The organism is Phaeocystidibacter luteus (assembly GCF_008933115.1).
GTDB classification, from domain to species: domain Bacteria; phylum Bacteroidota; class Bacteroidia; order Flavobacteriales; family Schleiferiaceae; genus Phaeocystidibacter; species Phaeocystidibacter luteus.
The window spans coordinates 23,642-45,184 of sequence record NZ_WBVO01000014.1; the positions used below are offsets into that span (position 1 = coordinate 23,642).

At 47.3% G+C, this 21,543-nt stretch carries 11 protein-coding genes and 1 other RNA gene; 6 read left to right on the plus strand and 6 right to left on the minus strand.

Translation table 11 applies throughout. The features are described from left to right. Positions 1-17 precede the first annotated feature (17 nt). The 5 genes from F8C67_RS13400 to F8C67_RS14350 all read left to right on the plus strand — a co-directional run bounded on the left by F8C67_RS13400 (position 18) and on the right by F8C67_RS14350 (position 15,595). Positions 18-7,079: a T9SS type A sorting domain-containing protein gene (locus F8C67_RS13400; protein ID WP_151668374.1), complete on the plus strand. Its 7,062-nt coding sequence runs from the start codon at positions 18-20 to the stop codon at positions 7,077-7,079. Positions 7,080-7,383: 304 nt separating this feature from the next. After that, the gene (locus F8C67_RS13405; RefSeq protein ID WP_151668375.1) at positions 7,384-13,290 is read left to right on the plus strand and encodes a fibronectin type III domain-containing protein; all 5,907 of its coding nucleotides are present in this window, start codon (positions 7,384-7,386) and stop codon (positions 13,288-13,290) included. Between the two features lie 954 nt (positions 13,291-14,244). Next, the gene (locus F8C67_RS13410) at positions 14,245-14,949 is read left to right on the plus strand and encodes a Smr/MutS family protein (protein WP_151668376.1); all 705 of its coding nucleotides are present in this window, start codon (positions 14,245-14,247) and stop codon (positions 14,947-14,949) included. Between the two features lie 16 nt (positions 14,950-14,965). After that, an RNA gene (gene rnpB, locus F8C67_RS13415) (RNase P RNA component class A) lies at positions 14,966-15,350 on the plus strand. A gap of 68 nt (positions 15,351-15,418) precedes the next feature. Then, positions 15,419-15,595, plus strand: coding sequence for a hypothetical protein (locus F8C67_RS14350; protein ID WP_170266472.1), 177 nt, complete (start codon positions 15,419-15,421; stop codon positions 15,593-15,595). Here the strand turns inward: F8C67_RS14350 and F8C67_RS13420 are convergent. Continuing rightward, complete coding sequence (locus F8C67_RS13420) at positions 15,590-16,063, minus strand: (4Fe-4S)-binding protein (protein ID WP_151668377.1); 474 nt, start codon at positions 16,061-16,063, stop codon at positions 15,590-15,592. The two genes, F8C67_RS14350 and F8C67_RS13420, sit on opposite strands and share 6 nt — an antisense overlap. A gap of 58 nt (positions 16,064-16,121) precedes the next feature. Here F8C67_RS13420 and corA point away from each other — a divergent pair, with 58 nt between their 5' ends. Continuing rightward, positions 16,122-17,210 carry a magnesium/cobalt transporter CorA gene (corA, locus tag F8C67_RS13425; RefSeq protein ID WP_151668378.1) on the plus strand — a complete coding sequence of 363 codons (1,089 nt, stop codon included), beginning with the start codon at positions 16,122-16,124 and terminating at the stop codon, positions 17,208-17,210. Here corA and F8C67_RS13430 read toward each other — a convergent pair. The 5 genes from F8C67_RS13430 to F8C67_RS13450 form a co-directional block, all read right to left on the minus strand. Continuing rightward, the gene (locus F8C67_RS13430) at positions 17,164-18,630 is read right to left on the minus strand and encodes a Na+/H+ antiporter NhaC family protein (protein ID WP_223277569.1); all 1,467 of its coding nucleotides are present in this window, start codon (positions 18,628-18,630) and stop codon (positions 17,164-17,166) included. The two genes, corA and F8C67_RS13430, sit on opposite strands and share 47 nt — an antisense overlap. 69 nt (positions 18,631-18,699) lie before the next feature. After that, positions 18,700-19,278, minus strand: coding sequence for a Maf family nucleotide pyrophosphatase (locus F8C67_RS13435; RefSeq protein ID WP_151668380.1), 579 nt, complete (start codon positions 19,276-19,278; stop codon positions 18,700-18,702). A gap of 2 nt (positions 19,279-19,280) precedes the next feature. After that, a complete protein-coding gene (locus F8C67_RS13440) occupies positions 19,281-20,267 on the minus strand; it encodes a geranylgeranylglycerol-phosphate geranylgeranyltransferase (RefSeq protein WP_151668381.1) in 987 nt (328 codons plus the stop codon). Further along, the gene (locus F8C67_RS13445) at positions 20,261-20,785 is read right to left on the minus strand and encodes a KdsC family phosphatase (RefSeq protein WP_151668382.1); all 525 of its coding nucleotides are present in this window, start codon (positions 20,783-20,785) and stop codon (positions 20,261-20,263) included. The genes F8C67_RS13440 and F8C67_RS13445 overlap by 7 nt, the downstream gene beginning before the upstream one ends. Continuing rightward, the gene (locus F8C67_RS13450; protein WP_151668383.1) at positions 20,769-21,536 is read right to left on the minus strand and encodes a Rossmann-like and DUF2520 domain-containing protein; all 768 of its coding nucleotides are present in this window, start codon (positions 21,534-21,536) and stop codon (positions 20,769-20,771) included. The genes F8C67_RS13445 and F8C67_RS13450 overlap by 17 nt, the downstream gene beginning before the upstream one ends. Positions 21,537-21,543 lie beyond the last annotated feature (7 nt).

Here is a 21,543-nt window from a genome sequence, read left to right on the forward strand (position 1 = left end):
AACACAAAATCATCGCTATGAGAAATTCTCTACGCTGGTGCATGGCATTGCTTGCCATGATTGCTTTCAGTCCGATGGCATTCAGTCAAGCTTACGTCATCACTCCTTCGGCGACCGATGCTGGTAACCCTGGGGGTGTTCGTACTTCCGGTGACTTTACCACAACCGGTGGCACGAGCATTTGGACTGGCGCGCAGGCGGCCCAGTCGTGGTCGGCGGCACAAGCGCTCCCATTTGCATTCGATTTTTACGGTAGCCCGGTGACCCACTATATTGTGGCGAGCAACGGGCTTTTGTCGTTTGATACGACAAATGCAGGTGCGGCGGTTAATACCGCTCTTAATACTAATGGCTCACTACCAGATGCCAACCTTCCTGATAAGACGGTTGCGTATTTCTGGGAGGACTTCACTGGTGTGACTTCATCTTCAGATGATGTTTACGCTATTGTGGAGGGTACCGCTCCAAACCGTCAGCTTTGGATATTGAACTACTCCATGAAGGTGGGTTCATTGTCTTACGGTTATTGGGCACTAGTTTTGGAAGAGACGACGAACAAGATTTATGTCATGGACATGAATTACTTCTTCGGTTCTCCGCACACGGCTACAGTAGGTATTCAAGTGGATGGTACGACTTCGTACCAGACAAGTAATTCACCAAACGAGGCATTCAACTCGGGTGGTTCTGGTAATGCTGATAACGAGTATTATGAGTTCACTTATTACGGCGCAGGTGCTGTGATTCCACCGGTGAATGTGACTGTAACTCCAGGTTCATCTACGGCTACAATCAACTACGACCTCGGTACTGCTACCGGTGGTGAGATTGAGTATGGATCTCCTGGTTTCGTACAAGGCGCAGGAACGACCGTAACGATGAGCACTACAACGGCTCACACTCTCACGGGTCTTTCTCCGGCGACCTCATACGAGTTCTACGTTCGCTCTAGCTCAGGTGGTAACTTCTCTAGCTGGGTAGGTCCTTACAGCTTCATCACTACGTGTGTTACTGTAAACTCATTCCCTTATCTAGAGAACTTCGACGGATCAACTTGGTCTTCTACAACGACTTACGATCCGTGCTGGAATATAACTCAGTCTTCTACGTATCGCTGGCAAGTAAACAGCGGTGGTACAGGTTCAGGATCTACTGGTCCTACTTCTGACGCCTCTGGTGTTGGCCAATACATTTATACTGAAGCTTCTTCAGGCGGTACAGGTTCATTCGCTTGGGCAGAGATGCCACCAATGGACCTTACTTCACTTACACAACCAGAATTGACATTCATGTACCACATGTATGGTGCTACTATCGATCGTCTCGATATTGAGGCTTCACTCGATAGCGGTACTACATGGATGGTAGTAGATAGCATTGTTGGTCAGCAGCAAACTTCAAACGGTTCTGCTTGGGAAGCTGCTATCGTTGATTTGGATAGCGTAAACTCAGCTTATACTCTTATTCGCTTCTCTGCAACACGCGGAACAAGCTTCACTGGGGATATCTCACTTGATGAGGTTCGCATTCGTCAGACTCCACCTTGTCCAGATCCAACTGGATTCGCGTCATCTGACTTGACACCTACTTCTGTAAATATCACATTCATTGGTGCTGGTGCAACGAGCATTGTTGAATGGGGTCCACAAGGTTATGGTGGCGGTACAGGAACTACTGTATCTGCAATGAACGATACTGTACCAGTTACAGGTCTACCTCCAGGCACGTGTCTCGACTTCTACATTCAGTCTGACTGTACCGGAGCGGGTAATGGTGTGTCTACCGTTCAAGGTCCGTTTACTATTTGTACTCCTTGTAATGCGGCAGCTATGCCTTACCAAGAGACGTTCGACGTATGGCCTTTGGATTGTGAAGACCCTGCGGTTGGAACATCTCCATGGATTAACGACGGAGGATGGGCTGAGGCTCAAAACTGGTCGTTCAACAACGCCGACTTCATCATGGATATGCAAGATGTAGTCATTTCTGTGGACGCAAGAGTTGTGTTCGATTGGTCTCACCAGTACAACGCATCTTATCCAGATGACGACTTGGCGATTCTTTCTCGTCCAAGTGATTCAACTACGTGGGATACATTGTGGTACGGCAAGGGAGTTTCTTTTGATTCTCAAGACGGTGCTGGACCAACTTCAAAAGGTAGTGGTGTAAATGAGATTGTACTCCTTCCATCACACTATACGGGTCAGACTGCTCAGTTCCAGATCAACGTTCACTCCGACTGGGGTCCGAACACGTACATCAATGATTTCACAGTAGAGGCAGTTCCGGCTTGTCTTGAGCCGATCGGCTTCAGCACACTGAACATCCAGCCAGATTCAGTATTCTTCACATTCACAGCCGATACAACAGCTAGCTCTTACGCTATCGAATGGGGTCCTTGTGGATATGCGCAGGGTACGGGTATGACTGATACCATTTACAATGATTCAGCCGGCTTGGGTGGATTGATGGCAGCAACATGCTATGATTTATACATCCAAACGTTCTGTTCACCTTCAGGACAAAGTATTTGGGCGGGTCCATTCTCATTCTTCACAGCTTGTGATACTCTTCCACTTCCATGGACAGAGGACTTTGAGAATGCGGCAGTACCAGCTCATCCAGTTTGTTGGGATCTTGAAACCAGTAACTCATTCTATGTGAATACGGTTACGGGCACAAGTGGTTCGAACCCTGGTGCGAATAGTGGCACAAATTATTTGCTACACCGCTACAGTTTCAATAACGAATGGTGGTCGTTTACCCCAGAGTTTAACCTACAAGCCGGTCAATCTTACCAAGTGAGCTTCTGGTATCAAACAGAAGGTACAACTGCGTTTGACGAAGTTCGCCTTGCATTTGGTCCGGGACAGACATCTGCGGATATGACGTACCAGATTACTTCTCAAACAGGTGTGAGCTCTACTACGTATACTCAGTTTGTAGCAACGTTCATTCCACCACAGAGTGGTATCTACCACATTGGTTTGATGACTAGAACTTCTGGTTTCAGCGGTGCAATGAATATCGATGACTGGAACCTTCAATTGGATCCAAGTCCATGTCCTAACGTTTCTTCACTTGCTTCACAGATTGTAAGTGAGAACGAGGTGGATCTAGTTTGGGGTGGTACTTCTGCTCACACGTCATTTGACGTAGAGTGGGGTCCAGTTGGCTTCGTGGTAGGAACGGGTGCTGGTAACCAGTACTACGGTCTTACAAGCCCAACATTGAACCTCGATACACTTAGTCCAAACACGTGCTACGAATTCTATGTTCGCGCAGACTGCGGATCTGGACCGGGAGCGTGGGTTGGACCAGTACAATGGTGTACTCCTTGTGCTGCGATTAATACCTATCCGTACACTGAAGACTTCGATGGAAATACCTGGGGTCTTACAAGCACTTACGACCCTTGTTGGGAAGTGACGGCGGCCAATGGTTACACATGGTTGCTCGATAACAACTCTACTGGTTCTGGTAATACCGGTCCTACAGGAGACGTGAGCGGATCTGGTAACTACATCTATAGTGAGGCTAGTTCCGGTGCAGTAGGTTCAGAAGCTTTGCTTCAAAGTGTGGCCTTCGACCTAACCGTGCTAACTACGCCAGAGTTGAACTTCTACTACCACATGTACGGTGCGACTATCGGAACATTGTATGTAGATGCATCTATGGATAATGGACAAACTTGGATGGCGATTGACAGTATTGTTGGTCAGCAACAAACTTCTACGAATGATCCTTGGGCGAAGCGTATCACTGCCATTCCTTCTTCGGTAGTTGGTTCTAGAACCACATTCCGTTGGAGAGCGAGTAGAGGTACAAGCTTTACCGGAGATATTTCTGTTGACGAAGTGACTGTTCAAGAACAGCCTACTTGTCCACAGCCATTGTTCCTGACTCCAATGAGTGAGTCTACAACTACATTGTCGTTCTACTTTAACCCTGGTGGTGCAGCGAACTTCAACGTGGCTTATGGTCCGGCTGCAACTACGCCTACACCTGGTGCAGGTACATGGGTAAACGCGACAAATGATACCGTAACGCTTACTGGTTTAACTCCAGCAACGCTTTACAACATTTGGGTTCGCGATAGCTGTGGCGCGGGTGATGTGTCATTGTGGACAGGTCCAATTAGCATGCAAACCCTTTGTGTGCCATACACTACTCCTTTCATTGAAGGATTTGGCGCATGGCCACCAACTTGTTGGGATGTAAACGCTGGTACTCAGACTTGGACTAGCTTCAACGGATGGGCTCAGGCTCAGAACTGGAGCTTCAACGGAGCAGACTTCTTGATGAATACTCCTCAAGTTATCTTGAGTGATTCATCTGAATTGAGCTTCAAGTGGTCTCACCAGTACAATTCATTCTATCCTGATGCAGGATACGTTCGTGTTCGCAACGTAAACAGCATGGTTTGGGATACGCTTTGGTCTAGAGAAGGAACTGCATTCGAGTCTAATGACGGTGCAGGAGCTACATCTCCAGGTTCAGGTGTAACTGAATTCATCAGTATTCCGAACTATGGAGCGGGTGATACAATCATCGTTCAATTCTGGAGTGCTTCTGCATGGGGTCCAAACTGGTATGTAGATGACGTAAGTATCTATGATCGTCCAGCTTGTGCTGCTCCATCGAACTTCAACTTCGTGATGTCTACTGCTACGACGGCTGATCTTTACTGGACCGCAGGTTCAGCAGGTGCAGCAGGATGGGTAGTAGAAGTAGGAGCTCCTGGCTTCCAGCCGGGCGGTGGTACTGCTACCATCGTATCGAACGATACCACCACAATTACTGGTTTGATGGGTAACACCGACTACTGTGCTTACCTCACTGAACTTTGTCCAGGTGGTGCCGATTCAAGTACTACAATCGGACCAGTTTGCTTCCGTACGGCATGTGTTCCTTATGGTATTCCTTATTCTGAAGACTTCAGCGGTTCTCCTTTGGATCCTTGCTGGTCTACAAGCAATACAGCGAATAACATTTCTGCGAACGCATTCTGGAAGTTGACAGATGTGGCTTGGCCAAACTACGGTGCACAAGGTCAAACTGACCATACAGGCAACGGTGGATATGCTGTAGGTGTTGACGCCTCAGTACCGAACGATGCTTCCATGGATAGTGTCCTCTTGTTCTCACCTTATATTGATATCACTGGTCAGACCTCTTTGGAACTCAGCTTCCACATGTTCTCTGATGCAAGCCAGTACACAAACCCTAGAAACGTATTTACGGTTGCGGGTTGGACTGGTACTAGCTGGGTGAACATGTACACATGGCAAGGTGATAGCTCTGTATGGTTCGAGGTTAAGATTCCACTCAGTGGATATGGCCTCGCGGATACAACTAGATTCATGTTCCATGTAGATAAGTCGGCGTCAGGTACATTCTACAACGATATCCTCATCGATGATATCTTCGTTCAGGTGCCGCCAACTTGTCCTACGCTTGGACCTGTTTCCTTCACGAACCCTACAATGACAGGTTCTACTGCAACTTGGGATACTACGGCTTCGCCGCAGACCTATCAGATTGAGTATGGCCCAGTTGGATTTACTCCAGGTTCAGGTACATTGATATCTGTTCCAACGAACACGCATACGTTTACCGGCTTGCCGAATAACAACGTTGTTCAGGAAATGTATATCCGTCCAATTTGTAGCGGTAACGATACAGGATATTGGTCTGGACCTACGATCATTGAGAAGATGGCTCAGCCATGTGATGACTTCGAAGATTACAGCATCGGTACACTCGGTGATGCATCTTACTTAGTTCTTCCTTGGGCAGGTGACGGCGGTGATGCTGAGATTGTATCTCAAGGTGGTTCTCAAGCAATGCATATCTACGATTCAGGTCCTGCAGGATTTGCAGACGTAGTTGCAGTGTTCGACACCATGACTTCTGGTACACACAACATCTCATTCGACTTCCAGTTGGGTACGGGTGCAGGAGGTTACTACAACATCCTACACAACTACACAGGTATCGCAAACGTTTGGGCTATCGAAGTGTATGTTGATGCCAACGGTACCGCAACTGTTAATCAGGGTACAAATGGTACCGGTGTGCTAGGTACGTATACAATCAATACTACCGGTTGGAACACTATTGAGCACGTGATTGATTTGGACAACGATACTGCGTACATTGTTGTGAACGGCACGACTACTACGGTAGGATGGCAGTTCTCATTGGGTAGCGTGAACCAAGCTGATCGCTTCAATGCGGTTAATTTCTACTCAGCTGCCAATGCGGGTCAAACTCCGAACTATTACGTAGATAACTTCTGCGTATGTTCTGTACCAGGTATGGTGATGGCTTCGAACACGACTTGTACTACTATTGAAGTAGACTGGACGTCTAGTCAATCAACATCAACACTTGAGTACGGTCCTGCAGGATTTACTCCGGGTTCAGGTACAATGGTTAATACCGCTGCACCATACACCATCACAGGTCTTACTGCGAATACCGCGTACGACATCTATGTGGGTGACGAGTGTAATGGAGATACCTTGTACAACATGTTCTCTGAGACTACTGCTAACGGTCCGCTTCCGAGCGTGAACCCAACTGCAACTCAGGATTCAGTGAACTTGACTGCGGGTTACTACTCATTCAACTCTGGAGCTGCGAATGCGGACAGCGTGAGCTGGTCGTTCAGTGACGGAAGCGTGATGAGTGGAGATCCAGTTAGCAAGATGTTCTCTTCGAATGGATACGACACTGTTTATGTGACTGCCTACAACGATTGTGGATCTACTACTCAAGCCTTCGGGTTCCTTGTAGTAGGCATCTCGGTTGAAGAGTCAGCATTCGGTAGTTCGTTGAACATCTTCCCTAACCCAAGCACTGGTGTCATCACTTTGAGCTTCGAGTTAGGAAACCAAGCAGAAGTTTCTGTGAATGTTGTGAATGCCCTTGGCCAGCACATCATGGAGATTGAACTTGGAGATGTGAACTCCTACGAAGGACAAATTGATCTTAGCCACCTACCTAAGGGTGTCTACATACTACAAGTAAATGCCGATGCGGCAACGGTTACTCAACGAGTAACGCTGCACTAAGCATAACGAGTAGATAATGCACGAAGCCCCGGCCATTTGGTCGGGGCTTTTTCTTTACTAACTATTTAGAAGTATAAAACGGAGTTCGAGTTGGGACGTCGTAAGTAAATATTGACAAGCTTGACAATAGGTCGTGATAACTTGCCGCGATTGCTAACAACCCGTGAGAATTTAAACGTTGATTGTGGCTTTATTCCACAATCTAGTTCAGAGGATAGTAAGTAGGGAATACTGTCTGTCTGTGAGCGATTAAGGCCTCTGGGGAGGAAGCGCACATTATTTACTTCACACAAAAACTTCGTTTATGAGGAGAATTTTACAATTCGCCGCTGTAATGATATTGTCGACGGTTTCGGCCTTCGCGCAATGTGATTATACGGTCGACATGTACGACAGCTACGGAGATGGGTGGAATGGAAATACGATTACCGTAGATAACAACGGTACTACTTCCAGCCAAACACTCTCGGGTGGGTCGTTCGGATCCTTTACTGTTTCTGTTAATACAGGAGACAGTTTGAAAATTACCTGGAACGCAGGTGGTTCATTTACCTCGGAGGTAACATTCAATGTAGTGAATGCCGATGGTAACGTTATTTATTCATCTCCGCAGGGGAACTTAATGACAGCAGGAACCGTGGTATTTGCACATCAGGTTACTTGTCCGTCACTATTGACTCCAACATTGGATGGCTTTACTGCATTCCCAACAGAGGTTTCTGTAGATCTAACGTTCCGCGGAACGGCTACGGATTTCGACCTTGAGATTGGAACTGCGGGATTTGCACAGGGTAGTGGTATTTCGTACACTTCAACAACTTCACCGATCCTAGCTACTGGACTTGCTTCTGGAACGCTTCACGATTTCTACTACCGTTCACGCAATGCTACCGATACTTCAGCTTGGGTAGGGCCGGTTAACTTCCGCACTCCTTGCTCTGCTGTTACCGCGTATCCATTCGCTGAGAATTTTGATGGTTCTACTTGGGCGCAAAATGGCTCATCTTGGTCACCAAACAGCTCTTATGATTCTTGCTGGACAGCTAACCCTACAAGTGGTCACTCTTGGCAAGTTCAAATCAGCTCTCCATCCACAACAAGAGGTCCTGCACAGGATGCCTCTGGATCGGGACAATACGTGTACACACACAACAGTTCTAGCTCGCCGCAACAAGCGTATCTAACACTCCCTTACTTAGATCTTTCGAGCTTGACTACTCCTGAACTCTCTTTCGCGTACTTCATGTACGGTACTTCTATCAATGGAATGTACGTTGAGGCTTCGGTAGATACGGGTAACACTTGGGTTGTTCTAGATAGCATCATCGGTTTGCAACAAACTTCACAGAGTGATTTCTGGCAGGAGCTTTTTGTAGATCTAAGCTCTGTGAACACTAGCTTTACGATGCTTCGCTTCCGTGGCGAGTACGGAGGTTTCTCCGGTGATATCGCTATTGATGAGGTTCTTATTCAAGATCAACCGGCTTGTCCTAAGCCATTCGCAGCTTCATTTAGTGGCCACAGAGCTACAGAAGTTACCATGCACTGGAAGTCAAATTCATCTTCTGACTACGTGGTTGAATGGGGACCAAGAGGATACCTTCAAGGTACCGGACTTCAGTTGACAGTGACAGATACCTTCGCGGTAATCACCGGACTTGCAGCTGATACAGAATACGATTTCTACGTGTACGCTGACTGTTCGGCTTCCGTTAATGGAACATCTGATTTGGCTGGTCCGTTCGGAACACGCACTCTTATCGCTCCTTACCACTTGTTCACAATCGACAACTTCCTTCCAGATAACCGTTGGTATGAGTTTGACGGTGTGCTTACAGATTCTGTGCATACTTTCAACTCTACATGGTCTAACTGGAATCAAGACGGATTCTTGCAAAATGGTTTCAGTGGAGCAGTAGGTATTTCATTCGGTACGGGTTCTTGGTCAATCCCTCTTCATGAGTGGTTTGTTACTCCGCGTATTGACCTCGACTCTTCTATGACCTACCAAATGACCTTCGACGCAGGTATGTCGGATGGTACAGGTTCTACAGCTGGTGATTTCGAACCTACCGATACGATGTTCGTAGTGGTTTCAACTGATGCCGGAGAAACTTGGAGTCGCTCCAATGTTGCATTCACAATGCACGATGGCAACAACCCAGGTAACTCTACAAATACGTATGCGGTTGACTTAAGTGCATATACCAATGTAGTTCGTGTTGGTTTCTATCTCAAGAAGACGGTGGTTCACCCAGTTACCGAGTACTTGACAATCGACAATATTCGATTCGAGACCATTCCAGCTTGTACAAATCCAAATACATTCTCGGGTAACTACAGTGGATTGGACAGCGTTTCATTTGCATGGAACGGCGATTCAACTGCTTCACACATGATCGAATATGGTCCTTGTGGATTCACCCAAGGATCTGGAATGTTCGATTCCATTTCTACTGGATTGAGCATGGGTATCGGCGGACTAACTGCGAGCACCTGTTATGATATCTACATCCAAGCGGATTGTGGAACTTCACAGAGTGCATGGGCAGGTCCATTCACCATCTACACTGCGTGTGATACGCTCAATACTCCGTTCGTAGAAAGCTTCGAATCAGCAATTTCTCCTGATCTCATGCCATGTTGGGGTAAGCAGTCGTTCTCGGCAAACTACTTCAGCGTTGCAACCGGTACTTCTGGGGCATTCCCTGGATCAAGAACGGGTGTGAATTACCTCAACTTCAACAACAGCTGGGGATCTGACGTATGGGTGTTTACTCCTGAGGTTCAGATGTACAGCGATTCAGCTTACATTTTCAGCTTCTGGTATCAAACTGCTACGGGAAGTAACGTAACTGAACTTCGCGCGGCTCTTGGTCAGGGTCAGACTCCTGTTGACATGCAGTACACTTTGTACACGACCGCTGGAGCAAATGCTACGACCTACACTTTGGTAGAAGCTCAGTTCATTCCACCGGCAGACGGTGTTTACAACCTCGGAATCTTGGTTGATCAGTCTGGTAGCGGTTCGCAGGTGAATATTGATGACATCGGTCTACGTGCAGACACTTCTGCTTGTGCCGCTCCATCATTCCCATCTTCACAAGTTGTGAACTCAAACGAGGTGAATATCCAGTGGGCTTCGGCTATCAATACGGGTAATGTTGATGTCGAATGGGGTCCTATCGGATTCAACCCTGGAACGGGTAATGCCTATGGTACTGTGTCTGTAGCGGGCGATTCATTGAATATCGATACGCTTCAGAGCAACACTTGCTACCAATTCTATGTGAAGGCAAGCTGTAACCCTTCAAACAACGACTGGATTGGTCCATTCCAATTCTGTACTCCGTGCGACGCTACTAACATGCCTTACGCAGAAGACTTCAACAGCTGGCCACCGAATTGTGTTGACATCAACGTAACAGGTCGTCCTTGGCAGCAGTCTAACGGCACTTGGGCAACGGCAAACTTCTATAGTGTGAATGATGATTTCATGGCGATGAAGATGCGCAATGTCAACATCACAGGCCAAGCTCGCGTTCGATTCAAGTGGTCTAGTCACTACTTTACATTCTACCCGAATGACGAGATGAACCTACTTGCTCGCCCTACAGGTCAAGCAACTTGGGATACAATCTGGCATGCGAAAGGTGCAACCTTGAATTCAAACGACGGAGCAACGTCTACCCAGCCAGGTAGCGGTGTTCAAGAACTCTTCGTTCTTCCAGCATCCTACATTGGTCAAGAAGTTGAATTCCAGTTCGACGGATTCTCTGACTGGGGTCCTCACGTGTTCATCGATGACTTCATTGTCGATTCGCTTCCTTCTTGTCCAGAGCCAATTTCTGTAAGCAACTATGCGGGTACCGAGACTTCGGCTTCAGGTACGGTATGGTTCGTTGATGGTGGTGCTGCCAACTTCAACCTTGCTTACGGTCCGGCTGCTTCAACAACTACACCTTCACAGGGTATGATGATGAACGCCACAAACGATACTGTAACGATTACAGGTCTACTTGATGCGACGACCTACAATGTTTGGGTTCGCGACAGTTGTGCTCCTGGTGATGTATCTGTTTGGACAGGTCCAACTCAGTTCACAACGAAGTGTTTGCCACTCAACATCCCTTACTACGAAGGATTTAGCGCATGGCCTCCGGCTTGTATGGACGTTGACCAAGGTCAGTCTCCATGGATGAGCTATAACGGTTGGGCTGAGGCTAACTTCTACAGTAACAACGATGCTGACTATGACATGACCACACCTTATCTCATTCTCAGCGATTCAGCTGAATTGAGCTTCAAATGGTCAAGCCATGCGTTGACGTTCTATCCGTACGATTCAGTTCAGGTACGTGTGCGTGAGATCAACGGTCCTTGGACTACGCTTTGGTCACGTGCAGGCGACAGCTTGAACTCGTTCGACGGTGCGAACAACGGTGCTCCGGGTTCGGGTATTACTGAATTCCTCGATATCGACTTTGGTGCGGGCGACACAGTTCAGATTGGTTTCTTTGCTCACTCTGACTGGGGTCCAGACCTCTTTATCGACGACATCAATGTATACGAACGTCCGGCATGTGATGCTCCGAGCGCGTTTGCTGCTAGTGCTGCTTCTGATACATCAGCTACAGTAACTTGGGAAGCTGGTAGCGCAGGTGCTACTACTTGGTGGGTTGAGTACGGTCCAGCTGGATTCCAAGCTGGTAGCGGTACTTCAGTTCAGGTATCGAACGATACGGCTACGATTACTGGTCTACTTCCAGCAACGGAGTACTGTTTCTATGTGACTGAGATTTGCCCTAACAGCGGTGACTCTTCAGCGACAATTGGACAAGTATGTATGGTAACAGATTGCCCTATCAATGGGTATTTGGCACCGTACTTCACTGATCTTGAGATTTTGACCCCGGGTGTTTCTCAAACGGGTCAGTTGGATAACTGCTGGTCGTTCAACAACCCTTCTTTTGCACGTTGGGAAACTGAAGATGCGGAAGGTGTGAACGAGAACTCATCGGCTACAGGTCCATTGTACGACCACACAACACCGGGTGTTGCTGGCGGTATGTACGTGTTCATGGAAACTAGTTCAGGTTCTCAAGGGGATACTGCAGTATTCTCAAGCCCATGGGTTGATGTATCTGCAGTAACTAATCCTGGTGTAGACTACTGGTACTTCATGTACGGTGCAACTATGGGATCATTGAAGGTTCAGGTTCGCGATAACGCATCTGGATCTCAGTGGGTAACTATTGACACAATTGTTGGTCAGCAGCAAACTGCACAAACCGACCCTTGGTTGAACCACAAAGTGAGCTTCCCAGCTTCAATTGGTTCTACAGTTCAGGTTAGATTTATCGCAGCTCGTGGTAGCAGCTATACAGGTGATGTGAGCTTGGATGATATCTTCATCGGTCAAGTTTCAGCTTGTAATGTTACCGTGACCGGACTTGCTACAGGCAATGTAGCTTGTACTTCAATGGATGTGTCTTGGACTTCTCCAGCGGCGGGTTCATTCATCGAGTATGGTCCTGCTGGATTCACTCCAGGTTCTGGTACATCGGCATACGCAGCATCTCCATACAGCATCACAAACCTTACTCCGGGTACGGCTTACGACGTATACGTGGGCGACACGTGTGGTGGTGATACGCTTTATGCTCCAGTTGTTATGGATACTACTGACAATGGTCCACTTCCTACTTTGAACATTTCTGATGTTCAGGATTCTGTGGGCGCAACAGTTGCTATCTACACCTTTGATGCGGGTGCTACGAATGCTACTTCTATTTCTTGGGACTTCGGTAACGGAGTAACGGATACTGGAATGGTGAGCACTCAGACCTTCAATACGAATGACTCAGTATCTGTGACGGTTACTGCTTCAAACGATTGTGGTGATACAACGGCTACTTACTGGTATGTTGTGTCTGGTATCTCTGTTGAAGAGGTTGCTTTCCTTGGTAATTTGGCCATCTACCCGAATCCATCAACTGGATTTGTAACGATGCAGCTAGATATGCCAGAGGCATCTGAAATCGAGTTTACATTGATCAATGGACTTGGTCAGCCAGTGATGACAGAATCACTTGGTCGCACTCAGTCGTTCAACGGTCAGTTTGACTTGAGCACTTTGCCTAAGGGAGTATACTTTGTTCGAATCACTACTGAGCATACATCATCTACGCAGCGCATCGTGTTGCAATAATTTGGTGAATCTCTCAGACTTTAGCCCCGGCGGATTTCCGTCGGGGCTTTTTTTTGATTCTTGGACTGATAGACTGATAGACTGCAGGACCGATAGACTGCAGGACCGATTGACTGCAGGACCGATTGACTCATGGTCTCATGGACTGTCAGACTTATGGACTGATAGACCTCTGGACTAGTGGGCCTCTGGACCTATCTTGTTGGATTCAGAGACGGCAGGGGAGAGAATGGCGTGGGCTTCTGTACGAGGTGGAATAGGGGGCCAACAGCCCCGCCCCGGTCTCAAGCTACGATTTCGTTGGCCTTTAGTCGTGCAATAAACGTTTACAAACGGATAGATATTAACCAATTGTGTCTGTCCACGGTTTGTCCACCGCGAAAGAGCCGTTGTCAACGATTTGTCCCCATGAGAAATGGCATTAAGTCTGGAACTCTTCCGAACTTCACCACGAGGGGCGGGGTGGGAACCCCCCGAACGGACTCCCCTGTATGGACCCCTGAACGCCCCTCTGAACGGCTCCCTTGGTCAATATCCTTCCGGCACTTGGCCAGCTTACATTCCCCGTCTTGACTCTCCCTCTCTGGATTCCGCCTTCCAGCCTCAACCTCCACCTAAAATTTCTAGAAGCACATACTAAAGTTACGCGCTTGTTGGATGTATGATGGCGCAATTAATTGATGCTTTTCTTCAGCTATATCCCGCAGCTTCCCCAGATGTCACAGCCATAATTCTATCGACCAATGCCCAAGCCACTGCTTTTCTACCTCAAGCCCATCGCCTAATGATAACGCCTGCCGCCTAGCGCCTGATTCCCAATGCCTGTAGTTTTACGGACAGACTTCCTTCAGTCCAATACTCTAAAAGTCCAACAGTCCATAAGTCCATAAGTATGACGGTCCATAAGTCCAAAGGACTATATGTCCATCCCCCAAAACCCCTACTTTTGCCCCCATGGAAATAGGCGATAGGTTTCAATTTCTGGACGATATCGGTGGAGGTACAATTTTGGAGATCGACCGAGGCAGAATTCTCGTGGCGTGCGACGACGGGCGAGAGCTTTGGGTCGATCAACGCGAGATAATGCCCGAGGATGTTTACGTAGTTCCAGAGGTTAAGCCCGAAAAGAGTGAAAGCTCAACCGCCTATTGGGAGATTGGTGCTAAAGTTGGCTATCTGAATGAGCCTGGAGGCGGTATCATCGTTGGCGAGGGCGATAAAGGGTATCTAGTTGAAGATGAGGATGGGTTCGAAAGATGGTTCCCCAAACAGTTACTTGTCTTGATGGATTCAGATGTCATGAAGCAACTTGAAGAATCCGAAGCAGAGAATAAAGATCGACGTGTTAGAACACATAATGTCAAACCGAAAAAGCAGAGTGCAATTCTTGAAGTAGATTTGCACATTCATGAACTTCTGGAATTTGACTCTCACTTGTCGGATCACGAGAAGCTCATGCATCAGTTGACGGTTGCACGTCACCAAGTCGACAAGGCACGCTCGGGACACTACAAAAAGGTCATTTTGATTCATGGAGTAGGCAAGGGTGTCCTTAAAGAGAAGCTTCTCGAGATGCTAGAAGGAATAGAAAAGGTGGAGTATTACGACGCTTCGCTTCAGAAGTATGGAAAAGGAGCGACGGAAGTAGTCTTTCGTTAGCTCGAGTTCTTTGAAGATTTACCGCGGACCATGTCGCTGGTTGGCTAAGGCCGACGAGAGGAAAGTCCGGACAACACAGAGCACCACGCTTCCTAACAGGAAGGATCCCGGTTCCGGGAGACAGCAAGTGCAGCAGAGAGTAGACCGCCTCAACTTCGCGTTGAGGTAAGGGTGAAAGGGTGGGGTAAGAGCCCACCGGTATGGATGGCAACATTCATAGCCAGGTAAACCTCGTGGGTTGAAATGTCGCGTATACCGATGCGCCGTCGCAAGACGGATAAGAGCTGCTCGCTCAATGTCGGGGGGTAGGCAGATAGAGCCTCATGGTGACATGAGGCCTAGATAAATGACGTGGATTGTTTCGGCAATAACAGAATCCGGCTTATGAGCGGTATCTTTCAAAAACAAAGCGCGGGAAGTAATTCTCGCGCTTTTCTTTTATCTAGTCGTTCCAGTGTATCTTTGAAACATGGGATTGAGAAGCAAACTCGCACAATACAAATCGGTGTATAAGCGCGCCGGTTGGAAAGGGCTAGCCAAGGAGCTCGGACCTGTCGCGGCCATTAGCCTCTTTCTTTTCTTCCTCATCAAAGGCCTCATTTGGCTCGCCATTTTCTACGGCGGCTACGAGGCTATCAGTTCATAAACGGTTATGCGTGCCGTCGCAATACGGCGGATTTGAAGTTTGTTTACACTGACATAGCCATGCCTTTTCAGGCTTCTCATTCTTGATGACAACAGGCTTTACATCCGTTTTTTGATGCGTATTGTCACAGAACGGCTGCTCCCCTGATCGTCCACACGCACACCACAAATACGGTTTTCCTCCTTCTAGCTCAACTTCTGCTGGATGCTTTTTTGCGATAACACTGCCATTGGATTCACTCTTCGTCACCTCTTCTCCCGCCATACGCAGGGCGCCAGATGGACATTTGTGAACCTGATTGACGATTTTATCTGAATCAACACCTTCGACCTGTATCCACGGACGATCCTTTGGCTTGAACACCTCGGGCAATCCACGCCAACAATTTTCTGAATGAATACACAGATGAGCTCTCCATTCTACGGTAACTTCACCGTTGGAATACGTCTTTACTTTTTCTTCTGCCATGAATAAAAGTTAGACATTCCATATTGAATCGACAACAGCTTTAAGTATCTTGAATCTGATGAAGAAGCCAAACTCCAAAAGAAAGCGCAATAAACGCGGTAAAAGAAGTGTCAAAATCGGCACCGCACCAGGTAGTCTCATTTACGTTGGTGAAAAGCGTGTCGAGAAGGTCAAGGCCCAATTAATTCGGTATGATACAGACGATTTCGAGGAGAATCAAGAACTCGATCTGACACAACACATGGGCGATATGATCAATGACAAGCACGTTCATTGGATCAATCTCCACGGCATTCATGATGTCGATTTGATACAGCGCGTCGGTGGATATTACTCCATCGATAAACTCATTCTGGAGGATATGCTGGATACAACTCAGCGTCCGAAAGTAGAGGAGTTTCCAAACTGCTTGTTCTTCACTCTCAAGAGTTTGGCTGACATCGATGGCGTTGAATTTGAAATCGAGCAAATTAGCTTCATCCTAACCAACAACACGGTTATCTCGCTTCAAGAGAAACCAGCAGATATCTTCGAAAGTATTCGTGAGCGATTGAGAAACAAAATCGGGCTCGTTCGAATGAGAACCGCCGATTATCTCTTGTTCTTATTGCTAGATGCCGTAATCGATGAGTACTTCGTGCTTTTGGAGAACTTCGAGAATGTCATTGAAGATCTTCAAGAAGAAGTGGCTACTCGTCCAGCCGAAGATACCCTTGTAAGAACGGATCATCTCAAAAGATCGTTGGCGCTATTGCGCAAATCGGTCAACCCACTTAAAGATGCTGTTGGACTGCTCAACAAAGGTGATATCCAATTCATTAGTGAAGACTGGCTCAAGTTCTACAGCGATTTGAGCGACAGTGCACTTGAGGTGATTGACTCGGTGGAATACTACCGTCAAATGATCGAATCGGTCGAGAATCTGTACATGTCGCAACTTTCGCAGAAGAACAACGATACGATGAAAGTCCTGACGGTCATCGCCACGATTTTCATTCCCCTCACCTTTGTTGCAGGTATTTACGGAATGAACTTCGAGTATATGCCTGAACTGGAATGGAAGTATAGCTACCCGCTCTTTTGGGCAATTATGCTTGCAATCACTCTGGTGATGATTCGGTACTTTCGGAAGAAGGACTGGTTTTAGCCAGCTTTCTAATTTTGATTCCAAAGAGGGCAAAAGCGATGCTCATCAACGGACTAAGCCAGTTGAACATGGCGTAGATGAAGTATTCACCCGTAGCGACACCAAGTACACTACTCTGATAAGCTCCGCATGTATTCCATGGAATAAGCGCACTGGTTACGGTACCGCTATCTTCTAGAGATCTTGAAAGATTCTCCGGTGCAAGCCCTCGCTCCTTGTAGATGTCGCGGTACATCTTGCCTGGAATCACAATAGCAAGGTATTGGTCGGACGCCGTCAGATTCAAGAATAATCCTGTTCCAACCGTCGCAGAAATAAGTCCAGCTGCACTTTTTGCAAGCGACACGATCGCCTGAGAAATTCGTCGAAGGAACCCAGCCGATTGCATAGCCCCACCAAAGAACATGGCAGAAATAATGAGCCAAATCGTGTTCATCATCCCGGCCATACCACTGGTAGAAAGAAGGTCGTCAAGTTGACTTTCGCCAGATCCTAAATCAGCACCTTCAGTAAGGCCTTTCATGACGCCCAAGTAACCTGATCTGAAGTCAAGTTCACTCACTCCAGCTACAGATGCCACAATTTCGGGTTGAAATATCAAGGCGAAGATGCCACCAGAAATGGCACCAACAAGTATGGCAATCACTGCATCAACTTTAAAGAGTATGAGCGCAATTGTGGTGGCAGGGACCAGCATCAACCATGGTGTGATGTGGAAATTCTCAAGAATTACATCTGAGATGGCCTGCGGGTTTTGAGTAGATTCATTCACTTCTCCGAAGACTCCGATGAGTGTGAATACCACGATGGTGATAAGGATGCTTGGTACCGTCGTGATGGTCATATACCGAATGTGAGTAAACAAATCCGTTCCAGCCATCGCCGGAGCGAGGTTTGTAGTGTCACTGAGTGGTGACATTTTATCGCCAAAATACGCACCGCTAATCACAGCACCCGCTGTTACGGGCGGAGCGAAGCCTAAGGCAGACCCAATACCCATCAGGGCCAAGCCAATTGTCGCTGTGGTGTTCCAACTACTTCCCGTTCCCATTGAAATCAATGCTGAAACGATAATCGTAGCCGGTAAAAAATAGGAGGCGTCCATGATCTGAACCCCATAATGGATGAATGCGGGAATCACACCTGAAATCAGCCACCCTCCTGCCAATGCGCCAATGGCAAGGAGGATTAGAATCGCTTTCGAAGTTTCCATGATGCTCTTCGCAACACCCTCAAAAACGTCCTGCCAATTTTTACCAAATCGTATGGCCATGATTCCAGCAAGCAGACCCGAAATAATCAAGATGATTTGGTTACTACCAGCTAGTGGGTCATCCGGGTTGTCAGGATGAACGTTTGAATAAATGAAAACATTGAAGCCTAACGCTACAATCAGAAAAATAACGGGCGTTAGAGCCATTCCCAAGGAAGGGCGTTTTGCGGCGACCATACTATTGTGTGAGATTTACCGCCAAGATAGTAAATGATGCTAAGCCTCGTTAGGCCAAGCACGAAGGGCTTCCCAAACTTCTTTAGTTGGCAGACCTACCACGTTGTAATACGAGCCTTCCATCTGTTCGATGCCTATCATGCCTATCCATTCTTGAATCCCATAGGCCCCGGCTTTATCAAACGGCTCAAATGTGTTGATGTAGAATGAGATCTCGTCTTCACTCAATTCCTTGAACCTTAGATTGGTAATGACGTGATATGTACGGATGTGATCTTTGTCTGCCAAGCAAAACCCACTGATAACTTGATGGGATTTACCTGAGAGTTTCTCCAGCATTTCACGCGCAGCGCGGGCATTTTTTGGCTTTCCAAAACGATGGTTATCCTGCCAAACTTCGGTATCTGCAGTGAGCAATAATTCCCCTTCAGCAAGTGAATTTCTCAGCGCATTAGCTTTTGATTTCGCTACCCATTCTACGGTTTCTGCCGGCGAAAGGGTAGCGGGTGCACTTTCATCTGCATCACTAACGCGAATGTCAAACTGCAATCCCATATCGGTCAGCAATTGTCTTCTGCGAGGTGAACCAGATCCGAGTATGAGTTTTAAGGAGGTCATACTTAGGCGGCTAAGAGAAGTAAGACAACGGGTGTGAGCAAGCCCATGAACATCTGGATTTTCATCCCGGTAGATATCATTCCCCATTGCTCCTTCTTGTGCACTTTCGGGAGGTAGAATAGGAAGGCCAGAAGCGGAATGACCAAGAATACGAGGATGTAGAACAAGGCGGTTTTATCTTCCGACCACTGAGAAATGACCCAGCTCAATCCTAGGATTTCTAAAGCGGCCACAACCGCGATAATCACCTTTGCCATCATCACCGTACTGCGAGTAGCAACGGTTTTGTACCCGACGCGTTTATCCCCTTCAATATCCTCCATATCCTTCACCAGTTCACGCAAGAGGGTACTGATAAAGGCGAAGCCAGCAAGAACAGATATCAATATAAAATGCTGAGAAATAGGATGGTCTACAACAGGAACGGCAATGTCGTATTCATTTAAGCGCAGTGCAGTTGGTAGCAAGGCGAACATGCCAACTGCCCAAACGTTCAAACCTGCTAATAATGAAATGAGCAAGTTTCCGATGAGGTAGCGAGCTTTGAAATCTATCGCGTAAAGCCATAAAACGGCAAGGCTCAGTCCGTGTAGATAGATATAGTTGAGATGATCTATGGCGTAACTCACGTAAGCGCCTGCGGCAAGTCCCAGTATGGCAAGCGTGTAGAAGGCGCGCATGGCCAGCTTTTCGGAGATTTTCACGCCTACGGTTCTCCTTTCGGGCTTGTTGATTTCATCAGCCTGCTGGTCATATACATCGTTGATGATATACCCTGCAGCCGCAACTAGACCGAGAGAAAGCGCGAGAATGATTACCTGAACGGTATCAAGGGCGAGCACATATGACGACTCGATTCCCTTCACTTCGGCGATGCCAGAAACGTAGTCTCTGTACACATCCAAGAACCCGAAGTACAGGATGAGAGGGATGGCAATGACAAAGAGTACATTGCTGCCGCGTATAAGTTTCCACCAAGCTGTTACCATGTGTGATCGCCGTCTTTCATCCAGTTGTCTTGAACCTTCAACGTTTGTTCAATGATATCTCGTACACAGCCCTTGCCACCCGCTTTTTGAGAAACATAATCGCAAATTGCTTTGATTTCAGGAGCTCCATCGGCAGGAGTACAAGCCACTCCGGCCATTTGTAGCACTTCAAAATCTGGGATGTCATCCCCCATGTAGAGAACTTCCTCACGCTTTAGGTCGTACATCAAGAACAATTCTTCCATGGCCTCCTTCTTGTCAGATGCGCCCATCCAAATGTCTTTCACGCCCAACCCTTGCATGCGTTCACGAACGGCTTCGCTTCTTCCGCCGGTGATGATGGCTATTCGGTATTCCTTCCTCATGGCGAGTTGAAGTGCATATCCATCCTTGCTGTTGAAAGCGCGGTACGGTTGCTCTCCAGGAATCAGCAAAACGCTTCCATCCGTGAGTACACCATCCACATCAAAAACGAATGTGGTTACATGATTGAGAAGTTCCTTATAGTTCTGTTTCATTTCTATTTTGAATGCTTTTGCTCAGTACTTTGTAGAGCGTGGCTTGTTCCTCATCCATTAAGCTCAGATGCTTGTCCATGGTCGATGCATCATTACGCATGGCTGGGCCTGTTTGATGACTTTTCGACTTCGATTCGAGCGCAAGGTCGGCTGTTTTTTTGATAAGAGGAACTAGCAAGTCGTACGGGAGATTATACTTCTCCGTAATGCGCTGTGTTTCAGTATTGATATGATTCACGAAGTTGTTCGCCCAGACTGCAGCTGCGTGAAGTGCCAAGCGCTGCTGACTATCAAGTTCCCTCACGTCGTGGCTTATTTTCGAGGCGAGATTTTTTAGTGACTCTACCGCATCATCGCTAGTGCCTTCAATCAACATGGGTACTTTGGTGAAATCTGTTTCTAATCCTTTTTTCATGGATTGAAGAGGGTAGAATACTCCCTTGGGGCCAGAATGAGCGTTAAGCGTTTGGATAGAGGCAGGTCCGCTCACGTGTGCAATCAGGACACTCTTATTGAAAGGACAGTCTTCGAGTACTTTTTCTATGGCATCGTCGCGAACACCTAACAGCACAATGCCGGATGAAATGGTGTCAACATTGGAAAGCGGAATATACTGTGAACCCAGTGCATTGGCTAGTTCTCGACCTTCATCTTCATTTCGCGCGGCAACATAATCAACGGTCATTCCCGCCTTTTTCAAGGCTGTTCCCAATACCCAAGCTGCATTTCCAGATCCGATGATGCTTACCATTCTACGA